This window comes from Solibacillus sp. FSL R5-0449, from assembly GCF_037975215.1.
GTDB lineage: Bacteria > Bacillota > Bacilli > Bacillales_A > Planococcaceae > Solibacillus.
Genome location: NZ_CP150239.1, coordinates 2,233,632 through 2,259,074, shown reverse-complemented (window position 1 = coordinate 2,259,074; position 25,443 = coordinate 2,233,632). Strand labels below are relative to the sequence as shown.

General features: G+C 40.5%; 26 protein-coding genes. 23 read left to right on the top strand and 3 right to left on the bottom strand.

Annotated elements, in window-relative coordinates; genetic code table 11:
• Positions 1-8 precede the first annotated feature (8 nt).
• The 6 genes from MKY27_RS11295 to MKY27_RS11270 all read left to right on the top strand — a co-directional run bounded on the left by MKY27_RS11295 (position 9) and on the right by MKY27_RS11270 (position 4,554).
• Positions 9-464 carry an ACT domain-containing protein gene (locus tag MKY27_RS11295; RefSeq protein ID WP_008405215.1) on the top strand — a complete coding sequence of 152 codons (456 nt, stop codon included), beginning with the start codon at positions 9-11 and terminating at the stop codon, positions 462-464.
• A gap of 150 nt (positions 465-614) precedes the next feature.
• Positions 615-1,487: a prephenate dehydratase gene (pheA, locus tag MKY27_RS11290; RefSeq protein WP_339195133.1), complete on the top strand. Its 873-nt coding sequence runs from the start codon at positions 615-617 to the stop codon at positions 1,485-1,487.
• 10 nt (positions 1,488-1,497) lie between these two features.
• A complete protein-coding gene (locus tag MKY27_RS11285) occupies positions 1,498-1,887 on the top strand; it encodes a thiol-disulfide oxidoreductase DCC family protein (protein WP_339195132.1) in 390 nt (129 codons plus the stop codon).
• A 451-nt stretch (positions 1,888-2,338) separates the two neighbouring features.
• Positions 2,339-2,884, top strand: coding sequence for a sigma-70 family RNA polymerase sigma factor (locus MKY27_RS11280; protein ID WP_339195130.1), 546 nt, complete (start codon positions 2,339-2,341; stop codon positions 2,882-2,884).
• Positions 2,877-3,272, top strand: coding sequence for a helix-turn-helix transcriptional regulator (locus tag MKY27_RS11275; protein WP_339195128.1), 396 nt, complete (start codon positions 2,877-2,879; stop codon positions 3,270-3,272). The genes MKY27_RS11280 and MKY27_RS11275 overlap by 8 nt, the downstream gene beginning before the upstream one ends.
• A complete protein-coding gene (locus tag MKY27_RS11270) occupies positions 3,262-4,554 on the top strand; it encodes an FtsW/RodA/SpoVE family cell cycle protein (RefSeq protein WP_339195126.1) in 1,293 nt (430 codons plus the stop codon). Before MKY27_RS11275 ends, MKY27_RS11270 begins: the two co-directional genes overlap by 11 nt.
• A 52-nt stretch (positions 4,555-4,606) precedes the next feature.
• Here MKY27_RS11270 and MKY27_RS11265 read toward each other — a convergent pair whose 3' ends face one another.
• Positions 4,607-5,155 carry a transcription repressor NadR gene (locus MKY27_RS11265; RefSeq protein WP_339172170.1) on the bottom strand — a complete coding sequence of 183 codons (549 nt, stop codon included), beginning with the start codon at positions 5,153-5,155 and terminating at the stop codon, positions 4,607-4,609.
• Between the two features lie 103 nt (positions 5,156-5,258).
• Here MKY27_RS11265 and MKY27_RS11260 point away from each other — a divergent pair, with 103 nt between their 5' ends.
• The 8 genes from MKY27_RS11260 (at position 5,259) to MKY27_RS11225 (ending at position 12,422) form a co-directional block, all read left to right on the top strand.
• Positions 5,259-6,338: a LysM peptidoglycan-binding domain-containing protein gene (locus tag MKY27_RS11260; RefSeq protein ID WP_339195125.1), complete on the top strand. Its 1,080-nt coding sequence runs from the start codon at positions 5,259-5,261 to the stop codon at positions 6,336-6,338.
• A gap of 50 nt (positions 6,339-6,388) precedes the next feature.
• On the top strand, positions 6,389-7,171 hold the full coding sequence (locus tag MKY27_RS11255; protein ID WP_339172167.1) for a phosphotransferase: 783 nt from the start codon (positions 6,389-6,391) through the stop codon (positions 7,169-7,171).
• A gap of 152 nt (positions 7,172-7,323) precedes the next feature.
• On the top strand, positions 7,324-7,944 hold the full coding sequence (gene ruvA / locus MKY27_RS11250; protein WP_339172165.1) for a Holliday junction branch migration protein RuvA: 621 nt from the start codon (positions 7,324-7,326) through the stop codon (positions 7,942-7,944).
• Positions 7,945-7,959: 15 nt separating this feature from the next.
• The gene (gene ruvB, locus MKY27_RS11245; protein ID WP_339172163.1) at positions 7,960-8,964 is read left to right on the top strand and encodes a Holliday junction branch migration DNA helicase RuvB; all 1,005 of its coding nucleotides are present in this window, start codon (positions 7,960-7,962) and stop codon (positions 8,962-8,964) included.
• A 15-nt stretch (positions 8,965-8,979) separates the two neighbouring features.
• Positions 8,980-10,017 (top strand): tRNA preQ1(34) S-adenosylmethionine ribosyltransferase-isomerase QueA, encoded by a 1,038-nt coding sequence (queA, locus tag MKY27_RS11240; protein ID WP_339172161.1) that lies wholly within the window; start codon positions 8,980-8,982, stop codon positions 10,015-10,017.
• A 116-nt stretch (positions 10,018-10,133) separates the two neighbouring features.
• A complete protein-coding gene (tgt, locus tag MKY27_RS11235; protein WP_339195121.1) occupies positions 10,134-11,291 on the top strand; it encodes a tRNA guanosine(34) transglycosylase Tgt in 1,158 nt (385 codons plus the stop codon).
• Positions 11,292-11,419: 128 nt separating this feature from the next.
• Complete coding sequence (gene yajC, locus MKY27_RS11230) at positions 11,420-11,680, top strand: preprotein translocase subunit YajC (protein WP_014823349.1); 261 nt, start codon at positions 11,420-11,422, stop codon at positions 11,678-11,680.
• Positions 11,681-11,774: 94 nt separating this feature from the next.
• Positions 11,775-12,422, top strand: a complete 648-nt coding sequence (locus MKY27_RS11225; RefSeq protein ID WP_339172156.1) for a DUF421 domain-containing protein — start codon at positions 11,775-11,777, stop codon at positions 12,420-12,422.
• Here MKY27_RS11225 and MKY27_RS11220 read toward each other — a convergent pair.
• Positions 12,396-13,865 carry a polysaccharide biosynthesis protein gene (locus tag MKY27_RS11220; protein ID WP_339195119.1) on the bottom strand — a complete coding sequence of 490 codons (1,470 nt, stop codon included), beginning with the start codon at positions 13,863-13,865 and terminating at the stop codon, positions 12,396-12,398. The two genes, MKY27_RS11225 and MKY27_RS11220, sit on opposite strands and share 27 nt — an antisense overlap.
• A gap of 132 nt (positions 13,866-13,997) precedes the next feature.
• Between MKY27_RS11220 and MKY27_RS11215 the strand changes: the two genes are divergently transcribed.
• The 9 genes from MKY27_RS11215 to MKY27_RS11175 all read left to right on the top strand — a co-directional run bounded on the left by MKY27_RS11215 (position 13,998) and on the right by MKY27_RS11175 (position 24,419).
• On the top strand, positions 13,998-14,306 hold the full coding sequence (locus tag MKY27_RS11215; RefSeq protein WP_339195118.1) for a post-transcriptional regulator: 309 nt from the start codon (positions 13,998-14,000) through the stop codon (positions 14,304-14,306).
• 215 nt (positions 14,307-14,521) lie between these two features.
• Positions 14,522-16,795, top strand: a complete 2,274-nt coding sequence (gene secDF / locus MKY27_RS11210; protein WP_339195116.1) for a protein translocase subunit SecDF — start codon at positions 14,522-14,524, stop codon at positions 16,793-16,795.
• 105 nt (positions 16,796-16,900) lie between these two features.
• Positions 16,901-17,266: a LapA family protein gene (locus tag MKY27_RS11205; protein ID WP_339195113.1), complete on the top strand. Its 366-nt coding sequence runs from the start codon at positions 16,901-16,903 to the stop codon at positions 17,264-17,266.
• A gap of 210 nt (positions 17,267-17,476) precedes the next feature.
• Positions 17,477-19,798, top strand: a complete 2,322-nt coding sequence (recJ, locus tag MKY27_RS11200) for a single-stranded-DNA-specific exonuclease RecJ (protein WP_339195112.1) — start codon at positions 17,477-17,479, stop codon at positions 19,796-19,798.
• A gap of 16 nt (positions 19,799-19,814) precedes the next feature.
• The gene (locus MKY27_RS11195; protein ID WP_008407673.1) at positions 19,815-20,327 is read left to right on the top strand and encodes an adenine phosphoribosyltransferase; all 513 of its coding nucleotides are present in this window, start codon (positions 19,815-19,817) and stop codon (positions 20,325-20,327) included.
• A 195-nt stretch (positions 20,328-20,522) separates the two neighbouring features.
• Positions 20,523-22,718, top strand: a complete 2,196-nt coding sequence (locus tag MKY27_RS11190) for a bifunctional (p)ppGpp synthetase/guanosine-3',5'-bis(diphosphate) 3'-pyrophosphohydrolase (protein WP_339172145.1) — start codon at positions 20,523-20,525, stop codon at positions 22,716-22,718.
• 18 nt (positions 22,719-22,736) lie between these two features.
• The gene (dtd, locus tag MKY27_RS11185; protein ID WP_339195109.1) at positions 22,737-23,183 is read left to right on the top strand and encodes a D-aminoacyl-tRNA deacylase; all 447 of its coding nucleotides are present in this window, start codon (positions 22,737-22,739) and stop codon (positions 23,181-23,183) included.
• A 70-nt stretch (positions 23,184-23,253) separates the two neighbouring features.
• Positions 23,254-23,460, top strand: coding sequence for a YuzF family protein (locus tag MKY27_RS11180; RefSeq protein ID WP_251689991.1), 207 nt, complete (start codon positions 23,254-23,256; stop codon positions 23,458-23,460).
• Between the two features lie 65 nt (positions 23,461-23,525).
• Positions 23,526-24,419, top strand: coding sequence for a manganese catalase family protein (locus MKY27_RS11175; protein WP_339195107.1), 894 nt, complete (start codon positions 23,526-23,528; stop codon positions 24,417-24,419).
• A 118-nt stretch (positions 24,420-24,537) separates the two neighbouring features.
• On the opposite strand, the gene hisA is transcribed toward MKY27_RS11175, so the two are convergent.
• Positions 24,538-25,299: a phosphoribosylformimino-5-aminoimidazole carboxamide ribotide isomerase gene (gene hisA, locus MKY27_RS11170; RefSeq protein ID WP_339195104.1), complete on the bottom strand. Its 762-nt coding sequence runs from the start codon at positions 25,297-25,299 to the stop codon at positions 24,538-24,540.
• Positions 25,300-25,443 lie beyond the last annotated feature (144 nt).

The following is a 25,443-nucleotide window of genomic DNA, read 5'->3' as shown; positions in this document are numbered from 1 at the left end:
GGATGACGATGAAAAACGTAGCAAATCAGCGATATTATTTAGTGCGTGAAGATGTCCTGACAGATGCGATGCAAAAAACATTGGAAGCAAAACAATTATTGCAAAAAGGATCTGTTTCATCCATTTGGGATGCGGTAAAAGAAGTGGATTTATCTCGCAGCGCATTTTATAAATATCGTGATGCAGTTTTTCCTTTCCATTCGATTGTGCAAGAGCGTATTTTAACGGTTTTCATTCAATTGCAAGACCGAAAAGGTACACTTGCCAAATTACTCGAAACTGTATCTGATGCCCATTGCAATGTACTGACGATTCACCAGACGATTCCAATTCAAGGACGTGCCAATGTGACGCTTTCTTTAGATGTGACAAGCATGTCTTATGAGTTGGATGAACTTATTCGAAGCTTGAATCAGCTTGAATTTATCGAATCTGCTGAAGTAATCAGTTCAGGCGCATTTTAACTTACTTAAAATGAGATGTCCTATGTAATGGCAATGGCATCAGAAAATAAATAAAATTTGCTGTCCAATAAGTTTCAGGGCATATTGGACAGCTTTCTTTTTAGGGTAAATTTCCAGAAAATTTAGAACTTATAATAGAGGTGCTTTTTTATGTCAGAAAAAAATTGGGAAAAAAGAATTGCTTATCTAGGTCCGGAAGCATCATTTACATATTTAGCGACAAAAGGTCTGTTTCCGAATGATTGGCATATTCCATACAAGTCCATTCCGGAATGTATCGAAGCTGTATCGGAGGGGAAAGTCGAGCTGGCCGTTGTACCAGTTGAAAATGCGCTGGAAGGATCTGTTCCGCTGACAATTGACTATTTGTTCCATGAATCCGAGCTTTTCGTTACAGCCGAAGTCATGTCAAAAATCCAGCAGCATTTATTAGTTAATAAAAAATTTGCGGAAAATAGCGAGGCAATCGAAGAGATTTATTCACATCCGCATGCGTTGGCACAGTGTCATAAATATTTATATTATAATCATGGCGGAGTAAGACAAACATCTTATTCTTCAACTGCCGCCGCAGCAGAACTTGTTTCCCAAACGGAAGACCGCTGTATCGCCGCTGTTGCGAACCTTTCTGCCGCTGAGAAATATAATTTACATATACTCGAAAAAAATATTCATGATTTCCATTTTAATCATACGCGTTTCTTCGTTTTATCGAAGCAAAATATAAAGCATGGCTTAGTCCCGCTTCACGCACAGCCAAAAACTACATTCATGCTGACATTGCCGACAGATGTATCAGGGGCGCTCCATCAAGTACTTTCGGTATTTGCATGGCGTAAACTGAACTTGAGCAAGATTGAATCGCGTCCACTTAAAACCGGACTCGGGAATTATTTCTTCATAACTGATATACTAGCAGATGAAGAGGAACCGATGATGAAAGGCGCGGTGGAAGAACTGATTGCGCTCGGATGTAAGGTGAAGTCACTCGGAACCTATTATACATACGTCACACCAGAATGAGGTGAAAAGCATGAAGCGAATCTTATTATTTGATGGAGAGTGCAATTTCTGTGATGCGAGCGTCCAGTTTATAATTAAACGTGACCCGAATGCATTATTTCAGTTTGCCTCGCTACAAAGTGATGTCGGAGCAGCTTTGTTGAAAAAGTATGATGTGCCGGAAACAACGGACAGTATTGTGTTTATTGAAAATGACCGGCATTATACGGAATCGACGGCCGCACTTAAGATTACACGGAATTTATCAGGTTTGTGGAAGTTGTTTTATGTATTTATCGTTGTACCGAAGCCGGTTCGCGATCTTGTGTATCGCTGGATTGCCAAAAACCGCTACAAATGGTTCGGGAAAAAGCAGGAATGCATGTTACCGTCACCAGAACAGCGTAAACGTTTTTTATAAGATGTACAGGTGCACTTTGCTTTCATGCAGAGTGCGCTTTTTATTTGTTCGGAAGTTGTCGGGGGAGATTTTATTAGAACAATCTTGCCGGTTATTAGAACAATGGTGGTGTTTATTCGAACATGTGAAGAGGATATTAGAACTTTGGGGAAATTTGAATACGTACTCCGGATTTTTTGTCCGTATAGGGGCGAAAAAAATAGGCGTACCGTTTATATTAGAACATTGGTGCAACATATTAGAACATCTCATGCGGATATTTGAACATCCGGCAATGATATTAGAAAATAAGAAATTATATTAGCACATCCGGCCAGTATATTAGAAAACTGCCATTTTATTAGAAGATAAAAATTTATATTAGAAGATCTTCAAATATATTAGAATTTCCGATAAGAAATCAAACTTTCCCATATCGGGGCTCGTCTAATTGTTGAAAGGAGGTATTCCGATGGAAAGTTACTTAATCAATGATACCGCTAACTTATCAAATGAAGCGATTATAGACGAACTTATGCAACAGTACGGAGAAGACGTATTAAAGCTCGTCATGCAATATGTACATAACAACTCGGTTGCCGAGGATCTGACACAGGAAATTTTCGTGAAATGCTACAGGGCACTCCCAACGTTTCAGTATGGCTCGTCGTTAAAAACGTGGCTTTGGCGCATTGCCATTAACCATTCGAAAGATTATCTGAAAAGCTGGTATGCCAAAAATGTCGAAGCAAAAGATGATGATGTGTTTATGCAAGTGGAAAGCAGCCATTCCGTAGAACAGGAAGTCATCCAGCAGCAGGAAGATGCTGACTTAGTAAAGGCGGTCATGGCGCTGCCGGTCAAATACCGTGAAGTTATTTATTTATGCTATTACGAAGATCGGACGATGAAGGAAATGGCCGATGTACTGCAAATTAATGAAAACACCGTAAAAACGAGGCTTCGAAAAGGGAAGCAGCTATTAAAAAAACATCTGGAGCGTGAAGAAAATGGATGATCGTTTAAAAAATTTGAAAAAAGCGATGGATCGCACTGCATTTTCCGGCACGAAATTCACAGAGCAGCACAAGCAACAAGTTCAGCGTCAGTTAAACGTCGATGAGGTGAAAAAAGTGCTTCTATCACTTCTTTTCGAAGCAAAGTCCGGTATTGAAATTACGCAGTTACTCCATGTAAGGGGAGTACAGGATGTTGTCAACAATGAGGGCATGATCTATTCCATTCTACACGAACAGGAAAACGATGGACTTGTGCTTGCCAGTTGGAATGACGGTGTTAAGCGTTACGAGCTAACGAAGGCCGGTAAAAAACAATTACAGCAAGAAGGTCATGTGAAGCTGACATTGAAGGAACGTTTACTGGGGGTGCGCATGCATGCAGAGTGAAAGCTTCTTAAGAAAAGTCACTGCCTTTATTCGATCGAAGGAAGCTCAGGTTCATGTATATGATGAATTAAAGCAACATCTAGAACATTCGAAAATTGCATGGATGAAAAAAGGATATACAGCGGAGGAAGCAGAGCGAAAAGCAATCGAAGAAATGGGGTCGCCTTCTGAAATCGGTAAATCGATGGATAAAATTCACCGACCGAAAGTAGACTGGCTATTAATCGGTTTAGTGGCCATTCTTTTAGGTACAAGTTTTATCCCGATAGTAACATTTGACAGTACCATCTTTTTTGGAGCCGATATGACCGATCATTTTATTCGAGGTAAGTGGCTGCATCTTGTATTTGCCGTAATATTGATTGCCGTCCTGATGTATACCGATTATCGGAAGGTGGAACGATTCAGTCTCGCTCTATATTTAGGTGCACTTATTCTGTTAATGGTATTAAGTTATTTCCCGACAGTTAGAGTGCAGGGGCAAAGCTATTTAATGGCAGGACCGATACAGATTCAGGCTTTGACCGTTTTACCAATGCTGTTCATTGCCTGGGCAGGGTTTTTTACGCGGGGGAAATTTAAAAGCTGGCAGTTAATCGTCTTATTTGTTTTGCCGTTATGGTTTATTTTAAGTGCGCCAAGCCTGATAGCAGCATTCCTGTATGCTGGGGTAGTGACGGTTTTATTTTTTGTCAGTGACTATTCCGCCAAGGCAAAAATAGTAACAAGTTTAGCGGTAAGCGGGTTCGTAGCGAGCAACATGTTCCTCATTATACCCCGGTTGCATGATTACCAGCTTGTGCGGTTATACGCATATTTGGATCCGGCCAGTTATCCGACAGAGGAAGGCTATGTTTATTTGGCAGTTAAAAATGCATTAAATGAAGCAGGATGGTTTGGGACGGAGACGATTCGTTATATTCCGGAAGGACATACTGATTTCGCTTTAGTACTGCTTATTCAGAAATTCGGATATATTGCAGGAATTGCCGTCGTTTCGGTATTATTTGCCGTTGCCGTTCGTATACTTTGGAAAGTGAACCGATTACCCCGTTCCTATGGGAAAATGCTTGTAATTGGAGCAGTCTCTTTTTACTGCATGCAGTTTGGCTATTCTGTTGCGATGATCCTTGGCTGGCTGCCGATTATCGGATTGGCGCTTCCTTTTATCAGTTATGGTTTTACGTCTCTATTATTAAATTCGTTTGTCATCGGGATTGCACTAAGTGTATATCGCAGGAAAACATTCACCGGATATGGAGTACAACGGAATTATTCATAATGAAAAACAGCTTATTCATCGGACGAGTGTCTTTTGAATAAGCTGTTTTAACTTAGTTTTCAATTAAGAAGCCGCGCTGGCGTAATTTCTCTTCGGCCAGGTTCAGGCTTTCTTCAGAAGTCGAGCTAATGACGTGCAGGTGTGTACCATCCGTTAATGCAGATAGATACAGGGCGTTCGTTTCCTGGACGCGTTTCACAAAATGCTCAACTTCCAAACGGTTCGAAACCATAATCGAAGCGGTAATTTCTCCATATACCGGATGTTCGACAATAACGCTTTCGACAGTCACGCCACAATCGACCAATATGAAAAGTTCTTCTTTAGCTTCATTTGGATTGTGCATACACACAATTTTTCGCTGAAGGCGTGTTTGCTGGACATTGTGCATATAAATATACCCTTGGCTTGTTGCTACAATCGGTTCATTTCGTGCTTTCAATAAATTCATATCATTGACGATAACTTGTCTTGAAACATTTGTATGCTTCGCCAAATCTGTACCCGTCATCGGCTGTTCAGCATTTTTTAACAATGCGAGCAGTTCCAGACGACGTTCTTCACCTAATAATTTTTTCAATATCTTCACCTCAATTAGCATACCAGTTCCTTTTTATCTTATCATATTTACCGTTTGCTAAGCGTGAACATTGTGGCAATAGCACAATTTGTGCATATGCTATTACGAGAAAAGGAGGAAAGAAGTGCGCGTTCATATTGTTCAAAAGGGAGACACTTTGTGGAAAATCGCGAAGCAATACGCGGTTGGCTTTGATGAGTTAAAGCGATTAAATGCCCATTTAGCAAACCCTGACTATATTGTTCCGGGAATGGAAATCTATTTACCGGACACGACTACGAAAAAAGAAGTGCAGCAACCAGTGAAGGAACAGCCGAAGTCTGTTAAAGAGCAACCGGTACCAACACCGGCGCCGGCGCCAAAACCGGCTCCAGCCCCAGCGCCAGCGCCGAAAAAAGAGCAAGTTAAGCCGGCACCAGCGCCAGCACCGGCTCCAACACCGGCTCCGATGCCAATGCCACAACCGCAAAAACCGATTTGGCAAGGGGATATTATTTATTTCCAGCAACCGCAGCCGATGCCAATGCCGAATTGGCAAACACATGTACATGTTCAGCCGACATTCGAAAATACGGTGACAGTACCGCAACCAATGCCGACACCACAGCAACCGGTTGCTCAACAACCTCCGCAGCAACCACAGCAACCAATTTTTATCGAGCAACCGCAATATATCCAACCAATGCCGATGCCAATGCCGCAAATGCCGGTATGTCCAACATGTCACCATATGCCGATGCCAATGCCAATGCCAATGCCAATGCCTCAAATGCCTGTATGTTCAAAATGTCATCAAATGGCAATGGAATCTCCAATGCATATGCAGCCAATGCCAATGCCGATGCCAATGCCGCAAATGCCGGGTTGTTCGAAATGTAATCAAATGGCAATGGAATCCCCAATGCAGATGCAACCAAATATGTATATGGAGCCAATGCCAATGTCGATGCCGATGCAAATGCAGATGCAGCCGATTTGCCACGAAGAGTCATCATTAAAGAGAGATCATTGTCAGGATAAGGATCACCTAGTACATCAGTATTATGAAGAAATTGACCACATGATGCGTCAACCAAACCCTTGTCACCCACATATGATGCCGATGCCGTATCCTGAAAATACAATGCAGCAGATGATGCCATATCCAGCAAATACGATGCCTCAAATGCAACAAATGCCACACCCGCCGAAATCATGTCAATAGTAATTAAGGAAAATTGCTGGAAGTGGGATACACATAAAGGGTCCTTTTTTATGAAGTATTATGAAAATGGTTTTGTTGCACAGAAAGTTAAAGCGGTTCACCGAGAGCTTGAAAATATACAATTTCCATATCATATTCCACTTGTTGAAAATGAAGAGAAGCATATAATAAAGCAGTTTTGGTTTGAGGGGAAAAGTGCTGAGTATAAACGTTTTGAACATCAGCAGCTTTCCCTCCATGCTATCGAAAAACTGCATGAAACAAATGAAGTCATTCCTTGGGCGGAATTGGGCATCTTGTCCACGTATCAATTACAGGAGAAATGGACGAGGAGATTCGAGCGTTTTATCAATCATGAAAGAGAATTGAGACGTTTACTAAAAAGCAATTATGATATTTTAGTCAATCATGCTTCCTATGCCTTAGGTTTAATGGCTCAAATTACAGTGCCGAGTGAAAAGCCAACGATTTTACATGGGGATGTTGTTCATCATAATGTGATGCTACGTGGTGAAGATGTGAAACTTATTGATTTTGATTTAGCCTCTTTAGGAGAGGCGTCAGATGAAATTATTTTATGGCTTCATCGTGTATTGCCACATGTTCAATATGAAGTTCAGCCACTTGTAAATGATCATCAATATTTGCATAAAGCGCAGGAAAAGCTTCACTATCTGTTTTTCCCGAATGAAATATTAAGGGAATGTTTATACTATTTGAAACTCAGCGACCGGCAAAAGCTTTCCTGCTATCCGTTTATTCAATCGATTGTATATGACTGGATGAAACATTATGATTCTTTTGCAAGACAGATTGATACATTGCAAAACTAATTGGCAGTTTATAATCGATGTGAGATGGAGAAGAATATGATAAACTATTAAAGGCTGTCTTCAAGGACGGTCTTTTCTTTTTTGATGCAACATACGTTCGGTAATTCACAGTTCTTATGCTATAATAGAGCGAGAAATGTGAGGGATAAACGATGTATGATTATTTAAAAGGACAGGTTACTAGGGTTACCCCGGAATATATTGTATTGGAGCAGCAAGGGATAGGCTGGATGCTGTATACACCAAATCCATTTGCATTCCGTACGTCTGCAAGTGAACAGCAGATCTATGTGTCATTGCAAGTACGTGAAGATGCACAAAATCTATATGGGTTCAATAGTTTGGAGCAACGTGAATTATTTAAAAAACTGATTCAAGTATCAGGCATCGGACCAAAAGGCGCGCTTGCTATTTTAGCGAGCGGAAATCCGACTTCAGTCATCCAGGCAATTGAAATGGAAGATGAAGCATTTTTAATCCGTTTCCCGGGTGTCGGGAAGAAAACAGCACGTCAAATGATTCTCGATTTGAAGGGGAAACTGGATATGCTGCTTGATCACGTCGAGTTACCGAGCGCGGAAAATGAGCTGCCGTTGTTCGGAGTGAATCCGAATGAACATGAATTGCAGGAAGCGATGCTGGCACTTATGGCATTAGGCTATTCAGAAAAAGAATTAGATAAGATCAGACCGCAATTAAGTGAAGATGAAAAGTTAACGACAACAGACGCCTATATTAAGCAGGCTCTGAAGCTGTTGTTGAAATTGAAATAAAAAGGAGTGAGAATCATGTCAGACCGTGTACTTTCTGGTGAAGCAACAGATGCCGAAGAGCAGTTTGAGCTTTCTTTAAGACCGCAACGTCTAGCGCAATACATAGGTCAGGATAAAGTAAAGGAAAACCTGAAAATCTTTATCGAGGCCGCTAAGCTACGTCAGGAAAGTCTTGACCATGTTCTCCTTTATGGACCACCAGGTTTAGGTAAGACGACGTTAGCAATCGTTATTGCCAATGAGATGGATGTAAATGTGAAAATGACGAGCGGTCCTGCGATTGAGCGGCCTGGCGATCTAGCAGCGATTTTAAGCTCCCTTGAAGCAGGGGATGTACTTTTTATCGATGAAATTCATCGCCTGCCTAGAGCGATAGAAGAGGTGCTCTATTCGGCGATGGAAGATTACTGTCTTGATATCGTTGTCGGAAAAGGTCCTGAAGCCCGTTCGATCCGATTGGAATTGCCGCCATTTACTCTTGTCGGTGCAACAACGAGAGCTGGCGCTTTATCTGCTCCGCTTCGTGACCGTTTTGGTGTATTATCCCGCCTGGAATATTATGATGAACAGTCACTCGCTGAAATTGTTATCCGGTCCGGTGAATTGTTTGGTGTTCAACTCGATAAGCATGCCGCATTTGAAATTGCACGCAGATCCCGAGGGACACCTCGTATTGCAAACCGATTGTTAAAAAGGGTCCGGGACTACGCCCAAGTACTGGCAGATGGCATTGTTTCCACAAGTCTGGCTGAACAGGCACTGGAACTGCTGCAAGTTGACCCTCGTGGACTGGATCATATCGATCATAAGCTGATGCAGTCAATGATTGAACGATTCGGCGGCGGACCTGTCGGATTGGATGCATTAGCGGCATCAATCGGGGAAGAGCGCATTACGATTGAAGATGTATATGAACCATATTTACTGCAAATCGGATTTATCCAACGAACACCACGCGGCCGAATTGCGACAAATCTATGTTACGACCATTTCGGTTACCCGCCGACACAAAATGAATAGAAGGAAGTTTTAAACGTGAAAGTAGAAGATTTTGATTTTTATTTACCAGAAGAATTAATTGCCCAAACACCATTGTTGGACCGTACAGCGAGTCGTCTAATGGTAGTAAATCCAAACTCATTGGAAGTGGAGCATCACACATTCGGTCATATTTTGGATGAGTTAAATGCCGGAGATTGTTTAGTATTGAATGATACACGCGTATTGCCGGCACGCTTAATGGGTGTTAAAGCTGATACGGGTGCGAACATTGAATTATTGCTGTTAAAACAGACAAATGAAGATGAGTGGGAGACACTAGTAAAGCCAGCGAAGCGTGTGAAAATAGGCACTGTCGTGACATTTGGTGACGGACTATTGACGGCGACTTGTACAGGTGAGCTTGAGCACGGCGGCCGTACATTCAAATTCACATACGACGGGATCTTTTATGAGATTTTAGATCAGCTTGGTGAAATGCCGTTACCGCCATATATCCGTGAAAAGTTGGATGACCAAGATCGTTATCAAACGGTATTTGCGAAAGAGCGCGGGTCTGCAGCTGCACCAACAGCGGGTCTGCATTTTACACAACCTTTACTTGAGGCGATTAAAGCAAAAGGTGTTGAAGTTGTATTTATTACATTGCACGTAGGTCTTGGCACATTCCGTCCTGTGAGTGTGGATTCGATTGAGGACCATGATATGCACTCTGAATTTTACAGTGTGACAGAAGAGGCAGCTGCTGTAATCGAACGTGTTAAACAAGCGGGGGGCAAGGTGATCTCGGTAGGGACAACTTCCACTCGTACACTTGAAACGGTTGCATCGAGAAATGATGGGAAAATTGTCGCTTCTCAGGGATGGACAAATATTTTCATTTATCCGGGTTATGAATATAAAGCAATCGATGGACTCATTACAAACTTCCATTTACCGAAGTCGACATTAGTCATGCTTGTCAGCGCACTTGCATCGAAAGAAACAATAATGAACGCCTATGAACAAGCGGTTAAGGAAAAATACCGATTCTTCAGCTTTGGCGATGCCATGTTTATCCGCCCGGCTAAGTAATTTGCAATTAAATCAAAACCTATATACAATAATAATTTGTGCAACACCTACTAAATTTAGTAGGTGTTTTCATTCGAAGTACTGTTTTTACTTTAGAAACGAGAGGATTATTTAATATGACTGAAACAACAAAACAACCACCAATTCGTTATGAATTGATTAAAACATGTGCACAGACGGGTGCACGATTAGGTATTGTCCATACTCCGCACGGTTCATTTGAAACACCGACATTCATGCCGGTTGGTACACAAGCGACAGTAAAAGCAATGAGCCCTGAAGAATTAAAAGAAATGAATGCAGGAATTATCCTTTCAAACACATATCATCTATGGCTTCGTCCAGGGAATGATATTGTGAAAGAAGCAGGCGGGCTGCATAAATTCATGAACTGGGACCGTCCAATTTTAACGGATTCAGGCGGATTCCAAGTATTCTCATTATCTAAATTCCGTAAAATCGAAGAAGAAGGCGTTCATTTCCGTAACCATTTAAATGGAGACAAGCTGTTTTTATCACCGGAAAAAGCAATGGAAATTCAAAACGACTTAGGTTCTGATATTATGATGGCGTTTGATGAATGTCCTCCATTCCCGGCGACATATGAATATATGGAAGCATCTGTTGACCGTACAACACGTTGGGCAAAACGTTGTAAAGAAGCACACCAACGTCCTGACGAGCAAGGACTGTTCGGTATTATTCAAGGCGGAGAATATGAAGAGCTGCGCCGTAAATCGGCTGAAGCTTTAGTAGAGCTTGATTTCCCGGGTTATGCAATCGGCGGTTTATCAGTTGGTGAGCCGAAAGATATTATGAACAAAGTATTGGACTTTACTGCACCAATGATGCCGGCCGATAAACCACGCTATTTAATGGGTGTCGGTTCACCGGACTCTTTAATCGATGGAGCCATCCGCGGTATCGATATGTTTGACTGTGTATTACCAACACGTATCGCACGTAACGGTACATTAATGACATCTGAAGGACGTATGGTCATCAAAAATGCAAAATACGCAAAAGACTTTACGCCAATCGATGAGAATTGTGATTGTTATACTTGTAAAAACTATACTCGTGCATATGTGCGTCATTTATTACGTACGGAAGAAACGTTCGGTTTACGTTTAACTTCATACCATAACCTGCGCTTCCTTATTAAGTTAATGGAAGATGTACGTCAGGCGATCCGTGAAGACCGTCTTGGTGATTTCAAAGAAGAGTTCTTTGAAAAGTACGGCTACAATAAACCAAATGCTAAAAACTTCTAAAAATATGTTCGAAATCCGAAATTCACTATAATTTTTTGAGAAAAAATAGAGTTTTTTGCGCAATAACGTGCAATTCTATACTATACTAGGTAAGTGAGAAAGAGATAGAGAAAGGGGGCAATTTGAAAATGGAAGGTTTAGTACAATTTTTACCGATTATCGTAATGTTCGTTGCGATGTGGTTCATTTTAATTCGTCCAGCACAAAAACGTCAAAAAGCAACCGCTACAATGCAAAACAGCTTAAAACGTGGGGATAAAGTAGTTACTGTAGGTGGCTTACACGGAGAAGTTGATGCAATTGAAGATACGACTGTTTATTTAATTGTTGACGGGAATACTCGTTTAAAATTCGAACGCCAAGCAATTGGTCGTGTAGAATCAGTTTAAACGTTAAAAAAAGCTTGCGGAAATTTAATTTCCGCAAGCTTTTTTGTATCTTTCATGCAATTTAGAACAAGCTATTGTATGAGAGGTGAATCAATTGGAAGATTATACATTAATTATATTTCGAACAATTGTTTTGTATATTATTTTACTCATTGTTTTCCGTCTGATGGGCAAACGTGAAGTTGGTGAACTCAGTATTGTGGATTTGGCGATATTCGTGTTGATGGGTGAAATAGCTGCAATTGCTTTGGACGACTATGACCGGCAGTTCTTTAAAGCCGTTTTGCCTATTATTTTATTGTTTTTAATTCAATACTTAAACTCATGGCTTATATTAAAAAATAAAAAATTACGTGACTTTATTGAAGGCGATCCCTCTCTTGTTATCCGCGATGGATTCATATGTGAAGTAGAAATGAAAAAGCAACGCTACAATCTTGATGACCTACTCCAGCAATTACGTGAACAAGGAGTTTGTTCTGTTCAGGATGTTGCCTACGCTTTTTTGGAACAATCCGGAAAGCTATCGATTTATCAAAAAAATTCTGGCGGGTTTATATTGCCCCTCATTATGGATGGCTATGTTGACAAAAGACACTTGAGAATTATTGGTAAGGATGAAGAATGGCTCGTTCGCGAATTACTGGTTAATGGCTATCCGAATATACGGGATATTTTTTACTGCAGCTATGAAGACGGAAAGTGGTTTGTCCAATTACGAGCGCGAAAAAATGGAACGTAGATACTGGAAATCATTGAAACGAATTTGTTTTGTAATGAAAAGTAACAGCAAGACAAACCCGATTGTAATTGCAACGCTGATCATAAGCGGCATTCCGGCAGCAATGATCGGCTGTACAAACGACGTGAGGATAAAAATTCCGTATGGCAGAACGAAAAATCTGAAACCGACATTGATTTTCTTTTGCTGTTTAATTGAAGCGATGTGTAAAAAGGATGTGATAAGAACACCAAAGCCGATTGCAATAATCGCGCCTTTTTCCTGAATGGCTGGTTGTGAGGCAAGGAAGAACAGTAAAAACAGTTTTCCTATACCACCATAAATAGAATTCATCATGGCAGCCTGGGCTTCATCCAAAGCTTGTAAAATGGAGTGAAGCGGACTCTGAATATAGTAAAAATAAAAAATAGGTGCCAATATTTTCATATACCCACGATTTTCCTCAAGGTGAAACAGCACCATTGTCAACTCATCGCCGTGTATGAAAAACACAGTAGCGGCCATACAGCCGATTAATGAAGATAACCGTAATGAATGGGTGATCCGTTTATTCAGCAATGTGTAATTATTGCTCGCCAGTGCGCTACTTACTGCAGGAATCAGTACGATTGCCAATGCAGCAGGTATGAAAGCCGGGAACAGCAGTAATGGTATATGCACCCCGGAAATAATTCCGTACAATGTAGTAGCGGCTCCTGCAGCCAAACCTGAAACCGTCAGTGCTTTTAAGAAAATGATCGGTTCCAAAAACCATGTAAAGGTCCCGAACAACTTACTGCCGGCTGAAGGCAATGCAATGTTAAAAATCGGTTTTGTAAAGGAAGTGCCTGTCGACCCCTTTTTGAACATTTTACTCGAGCGTTTATAAAAAATCGCCAAAAACAGTAACGAGAAAATCTCACCAATTGCTGTTATTCCCATAGCGGCTGCGGCAGTCATTGCAGGCGATTCCGAAATGAAATAAGGCAATAAGACGACAATGAGGCCAATCCGTACAAGTTGCTCAAGAAGTTGTGCCCATGCAGTAGGGGCAATTTTTGCTAAACCTTGCAAATATGCTTTTATTAAGCTTGAAAAGATTACGATTGGAATTGTGAAAAGGCTAATATAAAGTGTGAAAATAAGGTTTTCATTATGTAAAAGCACTTTTGCAATATAAGGAATTGCAAAATAAATGAATGGACTAAATAAAATAATGGAAATGGCCGAAATTTTGATTGCTGTTTTCATTACGGATGTAACATGTTCTGTTTTTCGTTTCGCATGGTATTCTGCAATCAGCTTCGAGATCGCAATCGGAATACCTAATTGAATAAGCGAAATGAAAAATATAAATGTGGGATAAGCCGTCATATAGAGTCCGACCGCTTCCTCCCCGGCAATACGCATAAACTGCATTCGGTACAAAAACCCAAGACATTTTGAAATAAATATGACAAACATTAAAAATAATGTTCCTTTTAGAAATGAGCCCAAATAACTTCTACATTCTCCCTTCTCAATTTAATTTCATTCATATACAATAAAGTATGCAGTAGTAATCGCAGTTAAAACCTAAGTTCAGGAGTGATCGACATGCAAATTCCATTTTTCGGCCTTTACGAAAAGGTCCAGCTTATATTGACGAACAAAATCGAGGAATTTCATTACTATGGATATGATTCGATAACAGAACAGGATTTATGGAAATATTGCATCGATAAGGCGTGGCGCAAAAAAGATGTGCAAAATATGCGGTTGCATGAGCTGACAGCAGGCATTTTCGGTGCAACGGCTTCGGAAGTGCTGAGCTATATGCAAATAAGGGATTTTAAGCGTAATGAATTGAACTTAAAACTTTCTAATGAAGAGCTCCAAAGTTTATTTCAACCGCTTAAGGAATAGGGAAAAATAAGAATTCTATAATAAATTATCTAGTAATAATTTGACAGTTTCCACTAGCTGTTTCATAATGAGAGTGTTGTGCTTTTCAAACTATCGGATTGTTATTTTTGAAAAGTAATTCAGAAAATTATTGAAATGAATACATAGTTTGTGGAAGGTAATTTTTACGTTTTACATCACACCGCTTTTAGTGTGATATTGAGGAGGATTTTTTAATGAAATTAGCAAACCGTATCATTACGTTCGTTCTTGTCGTAGCATTGCTATTTACAGGAATGGGCACAACGGTAGAGAAGGTTTTAAACGATGTAAAACTTGGATTGGACCTTCAAGGTGGATTTGAAGTACTTTATGAAGTGGAATCACTTGTTGATGGACAAGCGATTACCCAGAGTGTACTGGCGGATACAACGACGGCATTAAACAATCGTATAAATGCATTCGGTGTTAGTGAGCCAAGCATTCAAATAGAAGGGGAAGACCGAATTCGTGTCCAGCTTGCCGGCTTGGCGGATCAGGACTCTGCTCGTGAGCTATTATCGAGTACAGCGAATTTAACTTTCCGTGACGTAAATGACAATATTTTATTGGATGGTACAGATTTAAAGGAAGGTGGCGCAGCAGCGTCATTTGACCAACAGAACCAGCCAATCGTAACTTTAACATTGAAAGACGCGGCTAAATTTGCGGAAGTGACGCAAAAAGTTATGAGCATGGGTGCACCGAATAACTTATTAGTTGTTTGGTTGGATTTTGAAGAAGGCGTAGATTCATACGCTAAAGAAAAAGAAAAGCCACCTGCAGAACAGAAATTCCAGTCAGCTGCTTCTGTAACACAAGTTTTAAATACAACAGATGTTATGATTTCGGGTAACTTCACAGTAGAAGAAACGAAAAACTTTGCATCTGTATTAAATGCAGGTTCTTTACCTGTTAAGTTAACGGAAATCTATTCAACATCGGTTGGAGCACAATTCGGTAAAGATGCATTGAATGATACAGTATTTGCAGGGGTAGTCGGCGTACTGCTAATCTTCCTGTTCATGCTGATCTACTACCGTTTACCGGGCTTTATCTCAATCATTACATTATCGGTATTCACATATTTAGTATTAATCGTCTTTAATGGTATTAATGCTGTATTAACATTACCAGGTATTGCGGCGATTGTTTTAGGGATCGGGATGGCCGTTGATGCGAACATTTTAACTGCTGAGCGTATTCGCGAAGAATTACGTGTTGGCCATACTGTAAAAGATGCATTCAAATTAGGTTCTAAGCAATCTTTATCAGCAATTATCGATGCACAGCTGACAACTTTGCTTGCTGCTGTCGTATTATTCTACTATGGTACAAGTTCTGTTAAAGGTTTTGCTACGACGTTAATCATTTCGATTTTACTATCATTTGTAACGGCTGTATGGGGTTCTCGCTTATTGCAAGGATTACTTGTAAACAGTGGCTACTTCAATAATCCGGCATGGTTCGGGATCAGCAAGTCGAAACAGCATTCACTTGATGAAGGAATCACTTCATTAGACTTAACAACGAAATTCGATAAATTGGATTTTGTTGGAAACCGTAAAAAATTCTATGCAATATCGACTTTTATTTTAGTTGCAGGGATTATTGTACTGGGTGTATTCAAACTGAACCTTGGAATCGATTTTTCACAAGGTACACGGGTGGAAATTAAATCCGATACGGAGCTAGTGCAAGAAGAAGTGGAAAATTATCTTGTTGAAATCGGTTTTGCAAATGATGATGTCGTAATTTCAGGCGACGATCATAATATTGCTGTAATGCGTTATAAAGATGACTTCTCCCAACAAGAAGTACTTGATTTTTCTGCGCAAGTAAAAGAAACATACGGTCATGAGCCAAGTTTGAGTACTGTATCAGCTACAGTCGGAAAAGAACTGGCTAAAAATGCAATCTATGCATTGGCATTGGCAGCACTAGGCATTATTATTTACGTAGCGATTCGCTTCGAATGGCGTATGGGTCTAGGTGCAATTGTTTCATTACTGCATGACGTATTCTTTATCATTGTGATTTTCAGTATGTTGCGTTTAGAGGTAGATATTACATTTATCGCTGCGGTGTTAACGATTGTCGGGTACTCGATAAACGATACAATTGTTACGTTTGACCGTATTCGTGAAAATATTGACCGTCAAGAAAAAATTACATCGAAAGAAGAGTTGGCTACGATCGTCAACAAATCGCTTCGTCAGACAATGGGACGTTCTGTTAATACAGTATTGACGGTTATTGTAGTAGTTATAGCATTGATTTTCTTAGGTGCTCCTTCTATTCAAAACTTCTCAATCGCTCTATTAATCGGATTAATTACAGGGATTTACTCTTCTATCTGTATTGCGGCACAAGTTTGGTATTCACTAAAATGCCGTGAAATGGACAAAAAAGGTACATCTGTTGTGAAAAAAGAGAAAAAACAATGGGGTTCAGACGAGCCACAAGTTTAAAACATATGAACCGCGTAATTGCATTTTGCAAATTACGCGGTTTTTGTTTACCCTTATTCAAAAAAAGGAATAAATTTCTTATATTATGTATGAGAGGAGACGAATATGAAAATTCAATGGACATTTGCAGTAGGACTCATTTTTGCTATTATCATTGCCATTTTTGCCACAGTAAATGTGGATAGCGTGCAGGTGAATTATGTCTTTGGTGAAGCGCGCTGGCCATTAATATTAATCATTTTAGGATCGGTACTCATCGGATTTATCATCAGCTTTTGCTTTTCAGCATTCCGTATGTACGGGGGAAAAAGGCAAACGAAAGCGATTCAGAAAGAACTGGATGCAGCACATGTATTGATTAACGAAAAGGATACAGAGATTGTCCGTTTAAAAAATGAACTCCACGAACTAGGTGCTTCCGCATTTGTGACAGAAGAAATGCCGGATGATAGCGAAATGCCGAAAAAATAGTGAAAACAGAAGATGACTAACTGAAGCAATTTTGAAGCAGGAATACGTTTCAAATTGCTTTTTTATTTTCAGTTAAGAACTGCATACTATCTCATTTTTTCAAACTGTCTTCCTGAAATTACATATCAACTTTTCTATTAATATCAGAAGAAACTTTGGGAAACAAGATAGATTTCCGTTATAATGAACTGCGTGAGGAAGTGAATAGATATGATACAGTCACAAAAATTATGGACAATAACACAGCAAGATGAGCAACTTGTAAAACAATTTAGTGAACAACTGAATATATCAACGATCGCAGCAAAAATCTTAATTGCCCGTGGCTGCACTTCGGTAGAACAGGCAAAGCCGTTACTGAAAATTGATGAAACCCAATATCATGATCCATTTCTAATGGCTGGGATGGAAGATGCAGTGATGCGTATTGAGCAGGCATTGGATAATGGCGAAAAGATTCTCGTATACGGTGATTATGACGCCGATGGTATTACAAGTACAACTGTGCTGCTTAATGCTTTACTAGATTTGGGTGCTGATGTCAGCTTTGTTATTCCGGATCGGTTTATTCATGGATATGGACCGAATGAAGAACTTTTCAAAAAAGCATATGAAGATGGCGTAAAATTAATTATTACGGTCGATAATGGGATAAGTGGAATCGAACAAGTAAAAGTTGCAAGAGAGCTTGGAATGGATGTCATTATTACCGATCACCATGAGGCGGGGGATGTATTGCCTGATGCCAATGTGATTATTCACCCACGTGTGCCCGAAGGCCATTACCCGTTTGGTGAGCTTGCCGGAGTAGGTGTTGCTTTCAAATTGGCGCATGCATTATACGGTGAGTTGCCGGACCATTTGTTTGAATATGTGGCAGTGGGAACTATCGCCGATTTAGTACCGCTCGTTGGCGAAAACCGTTATTTAGTTCAGCGGGGTTTGCAGGCATTGAAACAGTCTCCGAATCCTTGGGTTAAGGCTCTTTGTGATGCTTCAGGGGCAAACCAAAGAGATATCAATGAAGAAACTGTCGGTTTTTATTTTGGCCCTCGTCTTAATGCAATCGGCCGTTTAGGAAGTGCCGAGCCTGGAGTGCATTTTTTAATGAGTGAAGATCCGCAACAGGCAAATGCATTGGCAACCCAACTAAATGATAAAAATACAGAACGAAAAAAAATAGTAGAAGACATTACCAATGAAGCAATGGCAATGATTGAAAATGACGTTACCTTAAAAGATTCCCTCGTATTAGTCGTAGCAGGTGAAGGCTGGAATCCGGGTGTTGTCGGAATTGTTGCATCGCGATTAGTCGAAAAGTATTACCGACCGACAATTGTTCTATCACTTAATCCGGAAAAAGCGATCGCAAAAGGATCCGCGAGAAGTATTGAAGGGTTCCATCTGTATAATGAGTTGGCGAAAAACCGGGATATTTTACCGCATTTCGGTGGACATCCGATGGCAGCCGGGATGACATTGCCGATTGAACATGTCGATTCATTGCGTACACGTTTAAATGAACAAGCTAGACTTTGTTTAACTGAAGAACAGCTCGTACAGAAGATGCAGATTGATGTGCCGATTGAGCTAAGTGAAATTACCGTTGATGCGATTGAAGAGCTGCGACAGTTGGCTCCATTTGGCACAGAGTTTCCGAAGCCGGTCTTTGGCATCCAGGAAGTAAAGGTAAAATCGATGCGCAAAATCGGTTCAGGCGAAAATCACCTTAAAATGGAACTGGAAGATCCGTACCGTTCTCTTGATGCAATAGGGTTCAATAAAGGTTTTTTACACGATGAAATTTCGTATGGTGTTGCGTTGTCGGTAGTAGGCGATTTGCAGGTCAATGAATGGCAGGGCAATAAAAAACCGCAGTTTATGATTCAGGATGTCCGGGTTAATGAATGGCAGCTGTATGATTACCGCGGAAAAAGCAAGACGGCAAACTGGCTAGCAAAAATTAATGTGGAAAAAACCGATTTTATTGCGTTTTCCGAACAGACAAAGCTGCATTTTGAACAGGAGATACCGAAAGAAATAGTACATTTCACTGTTGGAACTGAAGCTGAAAAATTGCATAAAAATATCGTTTTACTGGATTTGCCGGAAAATGTAGCCACATTGGAAATACTACTAAAAGAAGTTCCAATTGAACGAATCTATGCACATTTATATACCGATCAATCCGCGTATTTCAATGGCATGCCGACAAGGGAACATTTTAAATGGTATTACGGATTCCTGAAAAAACGTCCGGATTTTAACCTGAAACAACATATTCGACAATTATCCGAACATATCGGACTAAATATAGAAGTAATTAAATTTATGACAAAAGTGTTTTTTGAGCTAGGATTTGTTACAATAGAGAATGGTTTGACGACCGTAAACGAAAATGCACCGAAAACAGCATTATCCGAAGCACCGTCATATAAATTGCGTTCACAACAAATTGAACTTGAGCAGAAACTGTTATATGCAACATACAGTGAACTGAAGCAATGGTTTAATGAACGATTGAGTTCTTGAGGAGGACATAGGAAGAATGGATTTAAAACAGTACGTAACAACAGTTGAAAATTGGCCGAAAGAGGGCATCAGCTTTAAAGATATTACAACGATCATGGACAATGGTCCGGCATATAAATATGCGACTGATGAAATTGTAAAATATGCAAAAGAAGTTGGCGCTGAAATTATCGTAGGTCCTGAAGCACGCGGATTTATTATTGGATGTCCAGTAGCCTATGCATTGGAAATCGGTTTCGCTCCAGTTCGTAAACCGGGAAAGCTTCCACGTGAAGTCATTTCTGCAGATTATGGATTAGAATATGGTACAGATACTTTAACAATGCACAAAGATGCAGTTAAACCAGGTCAGAAAGTTTTAATCTGTGATGACTTGCTTGCAACAGGCGGTACAGTAGAAGCAACTGTTCGCTTAATCGAACAATTAGGCGGCGAAGTAGTGGGTGCAGCATTCATTATCGAGCTTACAGAATTAAATGGCCGCAACAAAATCAACAATATTCCAATTAAAACATTAATACAATATTAATCCCTGAACTATCCCGTATAAACTTTGCGGGATAGTTTTTTTTCAATGAATTATCTTGTATAAGCTGTTCAATAATTCTACAAATTTCGACTTTCTGCAAAACTAAATGCCCGCGTGCCTTTACATTTAGTAGGCATTTTTTATACAATTGAACTTATACTTAAAGCGAAAATAGAAAGAACAGGTGGACTCATAATGGCGAAAGAACAAATATTGGCGCCCGAAGATGTTTTCGAGCTCGTCAAATCTTATATGAACGATGAACATGTTACCTTTGTTGTTAAAGCATATGAGGTAGCGAAAGAAGCACATAAAGAGCAGTTCCGCAGCTCCGGAGAACCATATATAATACACCCGGTACAGGTAGCGGGTATTTTGGCTGAGCTGCAAATGGACCCTGAAACGGTAGCCGCAGGGTTTTTGCATGATGTCGTGGAAGACACGGAAGTGACACGCGAAGATCTAGTAAATGAATTTAGTGAAGAAGTAGCCAAGCTTGTTGATGGGGTAACGAAGCTCGGTAAAATTAAATATATGTCAAAAGAAGAGCAGCAGGCCGAAAACCACCGGAAAATGTTCGTCGCAATGGCTCAGGATATCCGAGTAATTTTAATTAAGCTGGCAGACCGTCTGCATAATATGCGGACTTTAAAGCATTTACCGGCTGAAAAACAACGTCGTATTTCTCAGGAAACACTTGAAATCTTCGCTCCGTTAGCGCACAGATTAGGGATTTCAAAAGTGAAATGGGAGCTGGAGGATACGGCATTACGCTATTTAAATCCGCAGCAGTATTACCGGATCGTCAGCTTGATGAAGAAAAAGCGTGATGAACGTGAAGCTTATTTGGATAACGTAATGGACGAGATCAATTCCCAGCTGAAAGAAGTAGAGATTGAAGCGGATATTTTTGGCCGCCCGAAACATTTATATAGTATTTACCGGAAAATGGTGCTTCAAAAAAAGCAGTTTAATGAAATTTACGATTTACTGGCAGTGCGTATTTTAGTAGATAGTATTAAAGATTGCTACGCGGTAATCGGGATTATCCATACTTTATGGAAGCCGATGCCGGGACGCTTTAAAGACTATATTGCGATGCCGAAGCAAAACCTGTACCAATCCCTACATACAACTGTTATCGGACCATATGGGGATCCGCTTGAGGTGCAGATCCGTACGAAGGACATGCACAAAATCGCAGAGTTCGGTATCGCGGCACACTGGGCCTATAAAGAAGGTAAAACGGTAGAACAAAATGCCGAAACAATTGACCAGAAACTGACTTGGTTCCGTGAAATTCTTGAGTTCCAAAATGAATCGTCGAATGCTGCGGAGTTTATGGAATCGTTGAAATTCGATTTGTTTTCGGACATGGTCTATGTATTCTCGCCTAAAGGTGACGTCATTGAGCTTCCATCGGGCTCTGTCCCGATCGATTTTGCTTACCGCGTACACTCGGAAGTCGGGAACAAAACAATTGGTGCAAAAGTTAACGGAAAAATGGTACCGCTTGATACACCATTAAAAACAGGGGATATCGTTGAAGTACTAACATCGAAACAATCATTCGGCCCGAGCCGTGACTGGATAAAGATTGCCCAAAGTTCGCAGGCAAAAAATAAAATCAAGCAATTTTTCAAAAAGCATGTGCGTGAAGAAAGTGTTGTTAAAGGAAAAGAACTCGTTGAAAAGGAAATTAAAGCTCAAGAGTTTGATATGAAGGAAGTCTTAACAACTGAAAATATAAAGCGTGTGATTGAAAAATACAACTATACTCATGAAGATGATCTATATGCGGCTGTCGGCGTCGGCGGAATTACAGCACAGCAAATCGTCAATCGTCTTGCCGAAAAAATGCGCAAAGAGCGTGAGCAGGAAGAAGCACTCGAAAAAATCGTTAAAAGCATGAACAATCCGACACCGAAAAAGCGTACGGAATCAGGCGTTATTGTAAAAGGGATCGATAATCTACTAATTCGTCTATCACGCTGCTGTACACCGGTACCGGGTGATGATATTGTCGGCTTCATTACAAAGGGACGTGGTGTTTCTGTACACCGTGCAGATTGTCCGAACATCCAGGAAGACGGAAATTTGGAGCGTCTTATTGAAGTGGAATGGGAAAATGACGGTACACAAATCCGCAAAGATTACCCAGTGGATATCGAAATCTCGGCATATGACCGTCCAGGTATTTTAAATGACGTCATGCACGCGGTCAGTGAAGCGAAAACTAATATTTTGGCGGTTACAGGTCGTGCAGATCGTGAAAAAATTGCCACGATTCATTTGACGATAGCCATCACGAATATTTCAGGATTGCATCGTGTTGTCGAAAAAATTAAACAGCTTCCGGATATATACTCCGTTCAGCGTGTAATTAATTAATAGATAGTAGGGGAAAAGATGCGCGTAATATTACAACGTTCAAAACAGGCTTCTGTTACAGTCGATGGACAAGTAACAGGTGCGATTCAAAAAGGCTATGTGCTGCTTGTCGGCATTACACATAGTGATACAGAAGAAGATATTAAATATGTAGCGAAAAAAATTACCGACTTGCGTATTTGGGAAGATGAGGACGGCAAGATGAATCGTTCCATTATTGATGCAGGCGGGGATATTTTATCAATTTCACAATTTACGCTTTATGCGGATACACGTAAAGGGAAGCGGCCTAGTTTTGTGGAAGCAGCAAGACCGGAACAGGCAAAACCGTTATGGGAAGCTTTCAATGAACAACTGAAGGTAAATGGGCTGCATGTTGAAACAGGTGTATTCGGGGCAATGATGGATGTTGCGCTGATTAATGATGGTCCTGTAACAATCACAATAGAGTCTAAAGGCAAATAATCGATGAACGCATCACTCCTTTTTCGCATATTGTACAGTATGCATACAAAGGAGTGATTTTTTGGTTCAAATGAACACATATCCAAACGCGTATTGGCTTGAAGCGATCCAAAACTATTTAGGACAGATGGTTGCTGTCCAGCAAGAGGGGAATCGTGTTCAGCAAGGAATATTGGCCGCGATCTGTCCGGACTATATTGTGCTTGATGTATGCCAGACACCGTTCTATATCCGTATCGACAAAATTGTTTGGATTATGCCATTTTTAAAAAAATGAAATGAATGTGGTCTACGCACCCTCTAATCGTCATAAGCTTACTATGACAATTAGGGGGTGCTTTATTGTTTCAACGCGTCAATCGATTACTTATTGATTTACCACAGGTGGAATATGGAGACGCAAATGCTGCAAGTGCGGTACAGGAATTATTAGGCGGAAAGTTTGGCGAAATGTCGACTTTGAATAACTATATGTATCAGTCATTCAATTTCCGCGGAAAAAAGAAACTAAAGCCTTTTTATGATTTAGTTGCGAGTATTACTGCCGAAGAATTTGGACATGTGGAACTCGTAGCGACGACAATCAATTTACTCGGCAAAGATACGACGTTTTCCGGAAACCCGAATCTGGGACCGATGATGAATGCGAAAAACATGCGCAATACGCAGAGTTTTATCGCTTCTGCACAGACCGCTTTACCTGTCGATTCGATGGGAAAACCGTGGAATGGGGAATATGTTTTTTCCAGCGGGAATTTGGTACTCGATTTGCTGCATAATTTCTTCTTGGAATGTGGGGCGCGAACACATAAAATGCGTGTGTATGAAATGACGGACCATCCGACAGCCCGAGAAATGATCGGCTATTTACTAGTGCGCGGCGGAACGCATGTTGTTGCCTATGCTAAAGCACTTGAAATGGCAACGGGCGTTGATGTAACGCGGATGCTTCCGATACCTAGCCTTGATAACCATGTATTTGACCACGCGAGAAAATATGAAGAGCGTGGTTATGGAAATGTATTATTTACGTGGAATTACGTAGGGGATTATCAGGATATAAATAAAATCTGGAAAGGGCCTCATCCGACAACGAATGCACCGCTCATCGTAGAAGAGGGGATGCCAAAAGGTGCAAAAATGCCGGATCTTGATGAATTGCCGGAAGAGTTTGCACCGGGAATCGGTCCGGAAGAGTTCCAGATGATTGCAAAACGTCTTATGTTTAATATGTAAGAGCATAATAAAATTAAAAACCCATTTTTCGCTGAATGAAAAATGGGTTTTTGATGTTGCTAGCTACAGTAAGTATTGAGGTTCTATATTCCAACTGTCCAAGTAACTAAAAGACTAGCTATTCAATACCTTCGCAGTAATTCACCACTGTTTGGAAGTCCAGGTCACCACCGAAGATGGAAAGGGCACTGCCAATAGTGACATGTAATTTACCGTCTGAAAGTGATTCGAATTTTTTCAGGTCCTCAATTGAACGTACACCGCCTGCATACGTTGTAGGAATTGTTGTCCATTCCGCCAAATCACGAACTAAATCCTCCTGCATGCCACTGCGCTTTCCTTCCACATCGACTGCATGTATGAGCAGTTCGTCACAATAGGCTTCAATTTCCTTAATTGATTCCGCATTCACTTCGAAGTCGCTGAATTTTGTCCATTTATCTGTTACGACATACCATTTCCCATCACGTTTTCGGCAGCTTAGATCAAGGACAAGTTTTTCTTTGCCGATGTTTTTTACTAGTTGCTGCAGCCGGTCCATATCAAGCTGCCCGTCATGAAAAATATAGGAAGTCACAATGACATGTGAAGCGCCTGCATCGATATATTTCTGTGCATTGTCGGCAGTGATTCCGCCGCCTATTTGCAGACCGTTCGGGTAAGCTTTCAATGCAGAAATCGCCGCTTCCTCATTACCGGGACCAAGCATAATCACATGTCCGCCAGTCAGTTTATTTTGCAGAAATAATGAAGCGTAATACGAGGTATCCTGGTCAGATGTAAAATTTTCAACCACTTCTTTATTGTCATAGCCGAGAGTACTCCCGACAATTTGCTTCACTTTCCCATCGTGTAAATCAATACAAGGTCTAAAATTCATGTTCTTCACTACTTTCTCTTACATTCTATACGTATCATAACATTTCAGCGTGCTAAATTAATAGAAAAATCAGACGTGTAATCTATTGTTATATTGTAGGACAGGTTATTTCGGGTATGATAAAATAGGCATACTATTAATTAG

Bases quoted from the DNA above. Each gene is read 5' to 3' on its own strand.
- MKY27_RS11295 (WP_008405215.1), top strand. From the start codon at position 9: ATGAAAAACGTAGCAAATCAGCGATATTATTTAGTGCGTGAAGATGTC.
- tgt (WP_339195121.1), top strand. From the start codon at position 10,134: ATGACTGAAACAACAAAACAACCACCAATTCGTTATGAATTGATTAAA.
- MKY27_RS11205 (WP_339195113.1), top strand. From the start codon at position 16,901: ATGAAAATTCAATGGACATTTGCAGTAGGACTCATTTTTGCTATTATC.
- secDF (WP_339195116.1), top strand. From the start codon at position 14,522: ATGAAATTAGCAAACCGTATCATTACGTTCGTTCTTGTCGTAGCATTG.
- MKY27_RS11285 (WP_339195132.1), top strand. From the start codon at position 1,498: ATGAAGCGAATCTTATTATTTGATGGAGAGTGCAATTTCTGTGATGCG.
- recJ (WP_339195112.1), top strand. From the start codon at position 17,477: ATGATACAGTCACAAAAATTATGGACAATAACACAGCAAGATGAGCAA.
- MKY27_RS11220 (WP_339195119.1), bottom strand. From the start codon at position 13,865: ATGTTTGTCATATTTATTTCAAAATGTCTTGGGTTTTTGTACCGAATG.
- MKY27_RS11190 (WP_339172145.1), top strand. From the start codon at position 20,523: ATGGCGAAAGAACAAATATTGGCGCCCGAAGATGTTTTCGAGCTCGTC.
- MKY27_RS11265 (WP_339172170.1), bottom strand. From the start codon at position 5,155: ATGCTAATTGAGGTGAAGATATTGAAAAAATTATTAGGTGAAGAACGT.
- MKY27_RS11255 (WP_339172167.1), top strand. From the start codon at position 6,389: ATGAAGTATTATGAAAATGGTTTTGTTGCACAGAAAGTTAAAGCGGTT.
- MKY27_RS11280 (WP_339195130.1), top strand. From the start codon at position 2,339: ATGGAAAGTTACTTAATCAATGATACCGCTAACTTATCAAATGAAGCG.
- MKY27_RS11195 (WP_008407673.1), top strand. From the start codon at position 19,815: ATGGATTTAAAACAGTACGTAACAACAGTTGAAAATTGGCCGAAAGAG.
- yajC (WP_014823349.1), top strand. From the start codon at position 11,420: ATGGAAGGTTTAGTACAATTTTTACCGATTATCGTAATGTTCGTTGCG.
- MKY27_RS11180 (WP_251689991.1), top strand. From the start codon at position 23,254: ATGAACACATATCCAAACGCGTATTGGCTTGAAGCGATCCAAAACTAT.
- MKY27_RS11215 (WP_339195118.1), top strand. From the start codon at position 13,998: ATGCAAATTCCATTTTTCGGCCTTTACGAAAAGGTCCAGCTTATATTG.
- MKY27_RS11270 (WP_339195126.1), top strand. From the start codon at position 3,262: ATGCAGAGTGAAAGCTTCTTAAGAAAAGTCACTGCCTTTATTCGATCG.
- dtd (WP_339195109.1), top strand. From the start codon at position 22,737: ATGCGCGTAATATTACAACGTTCAAAACAGGCTTCTGTTACAGTCGAT.
- MKY27_RS11275 (WP_339195128.1), top strand. From the start codon at position 2,877: ATGGATGATCGTTTAAAAAATTTGAAAAAAGCGATGGATCGCACTGCA.
- ruvB (WP_339172163.1), top strand. From the start codon at position 7,960: ATGTCAGACCGTGTACTTTCTGGTGAAGCAACAGATGCCGAAGAGCAG.
- pheA (WP_339195133.1), top strand. From the start codon at position 615: ATGTCAGAAAAAAATTGGGAAAAAAGAATTGCTTATCTAGGTCCGGAA.
- hisA (WP_339195104.1), bottom strand. From the start codon at position 25,299: ATGAATTTTAGACCTTGTATTGATTTACACGATGGGAAAGTGAAGCAA.
- ruvA (WP_339172165.1), top strand. From the start codon at position 7,324: ATGTATGATTATTTAAAAGGACAGGTTACTAGGGTTACCCCGGAATAT.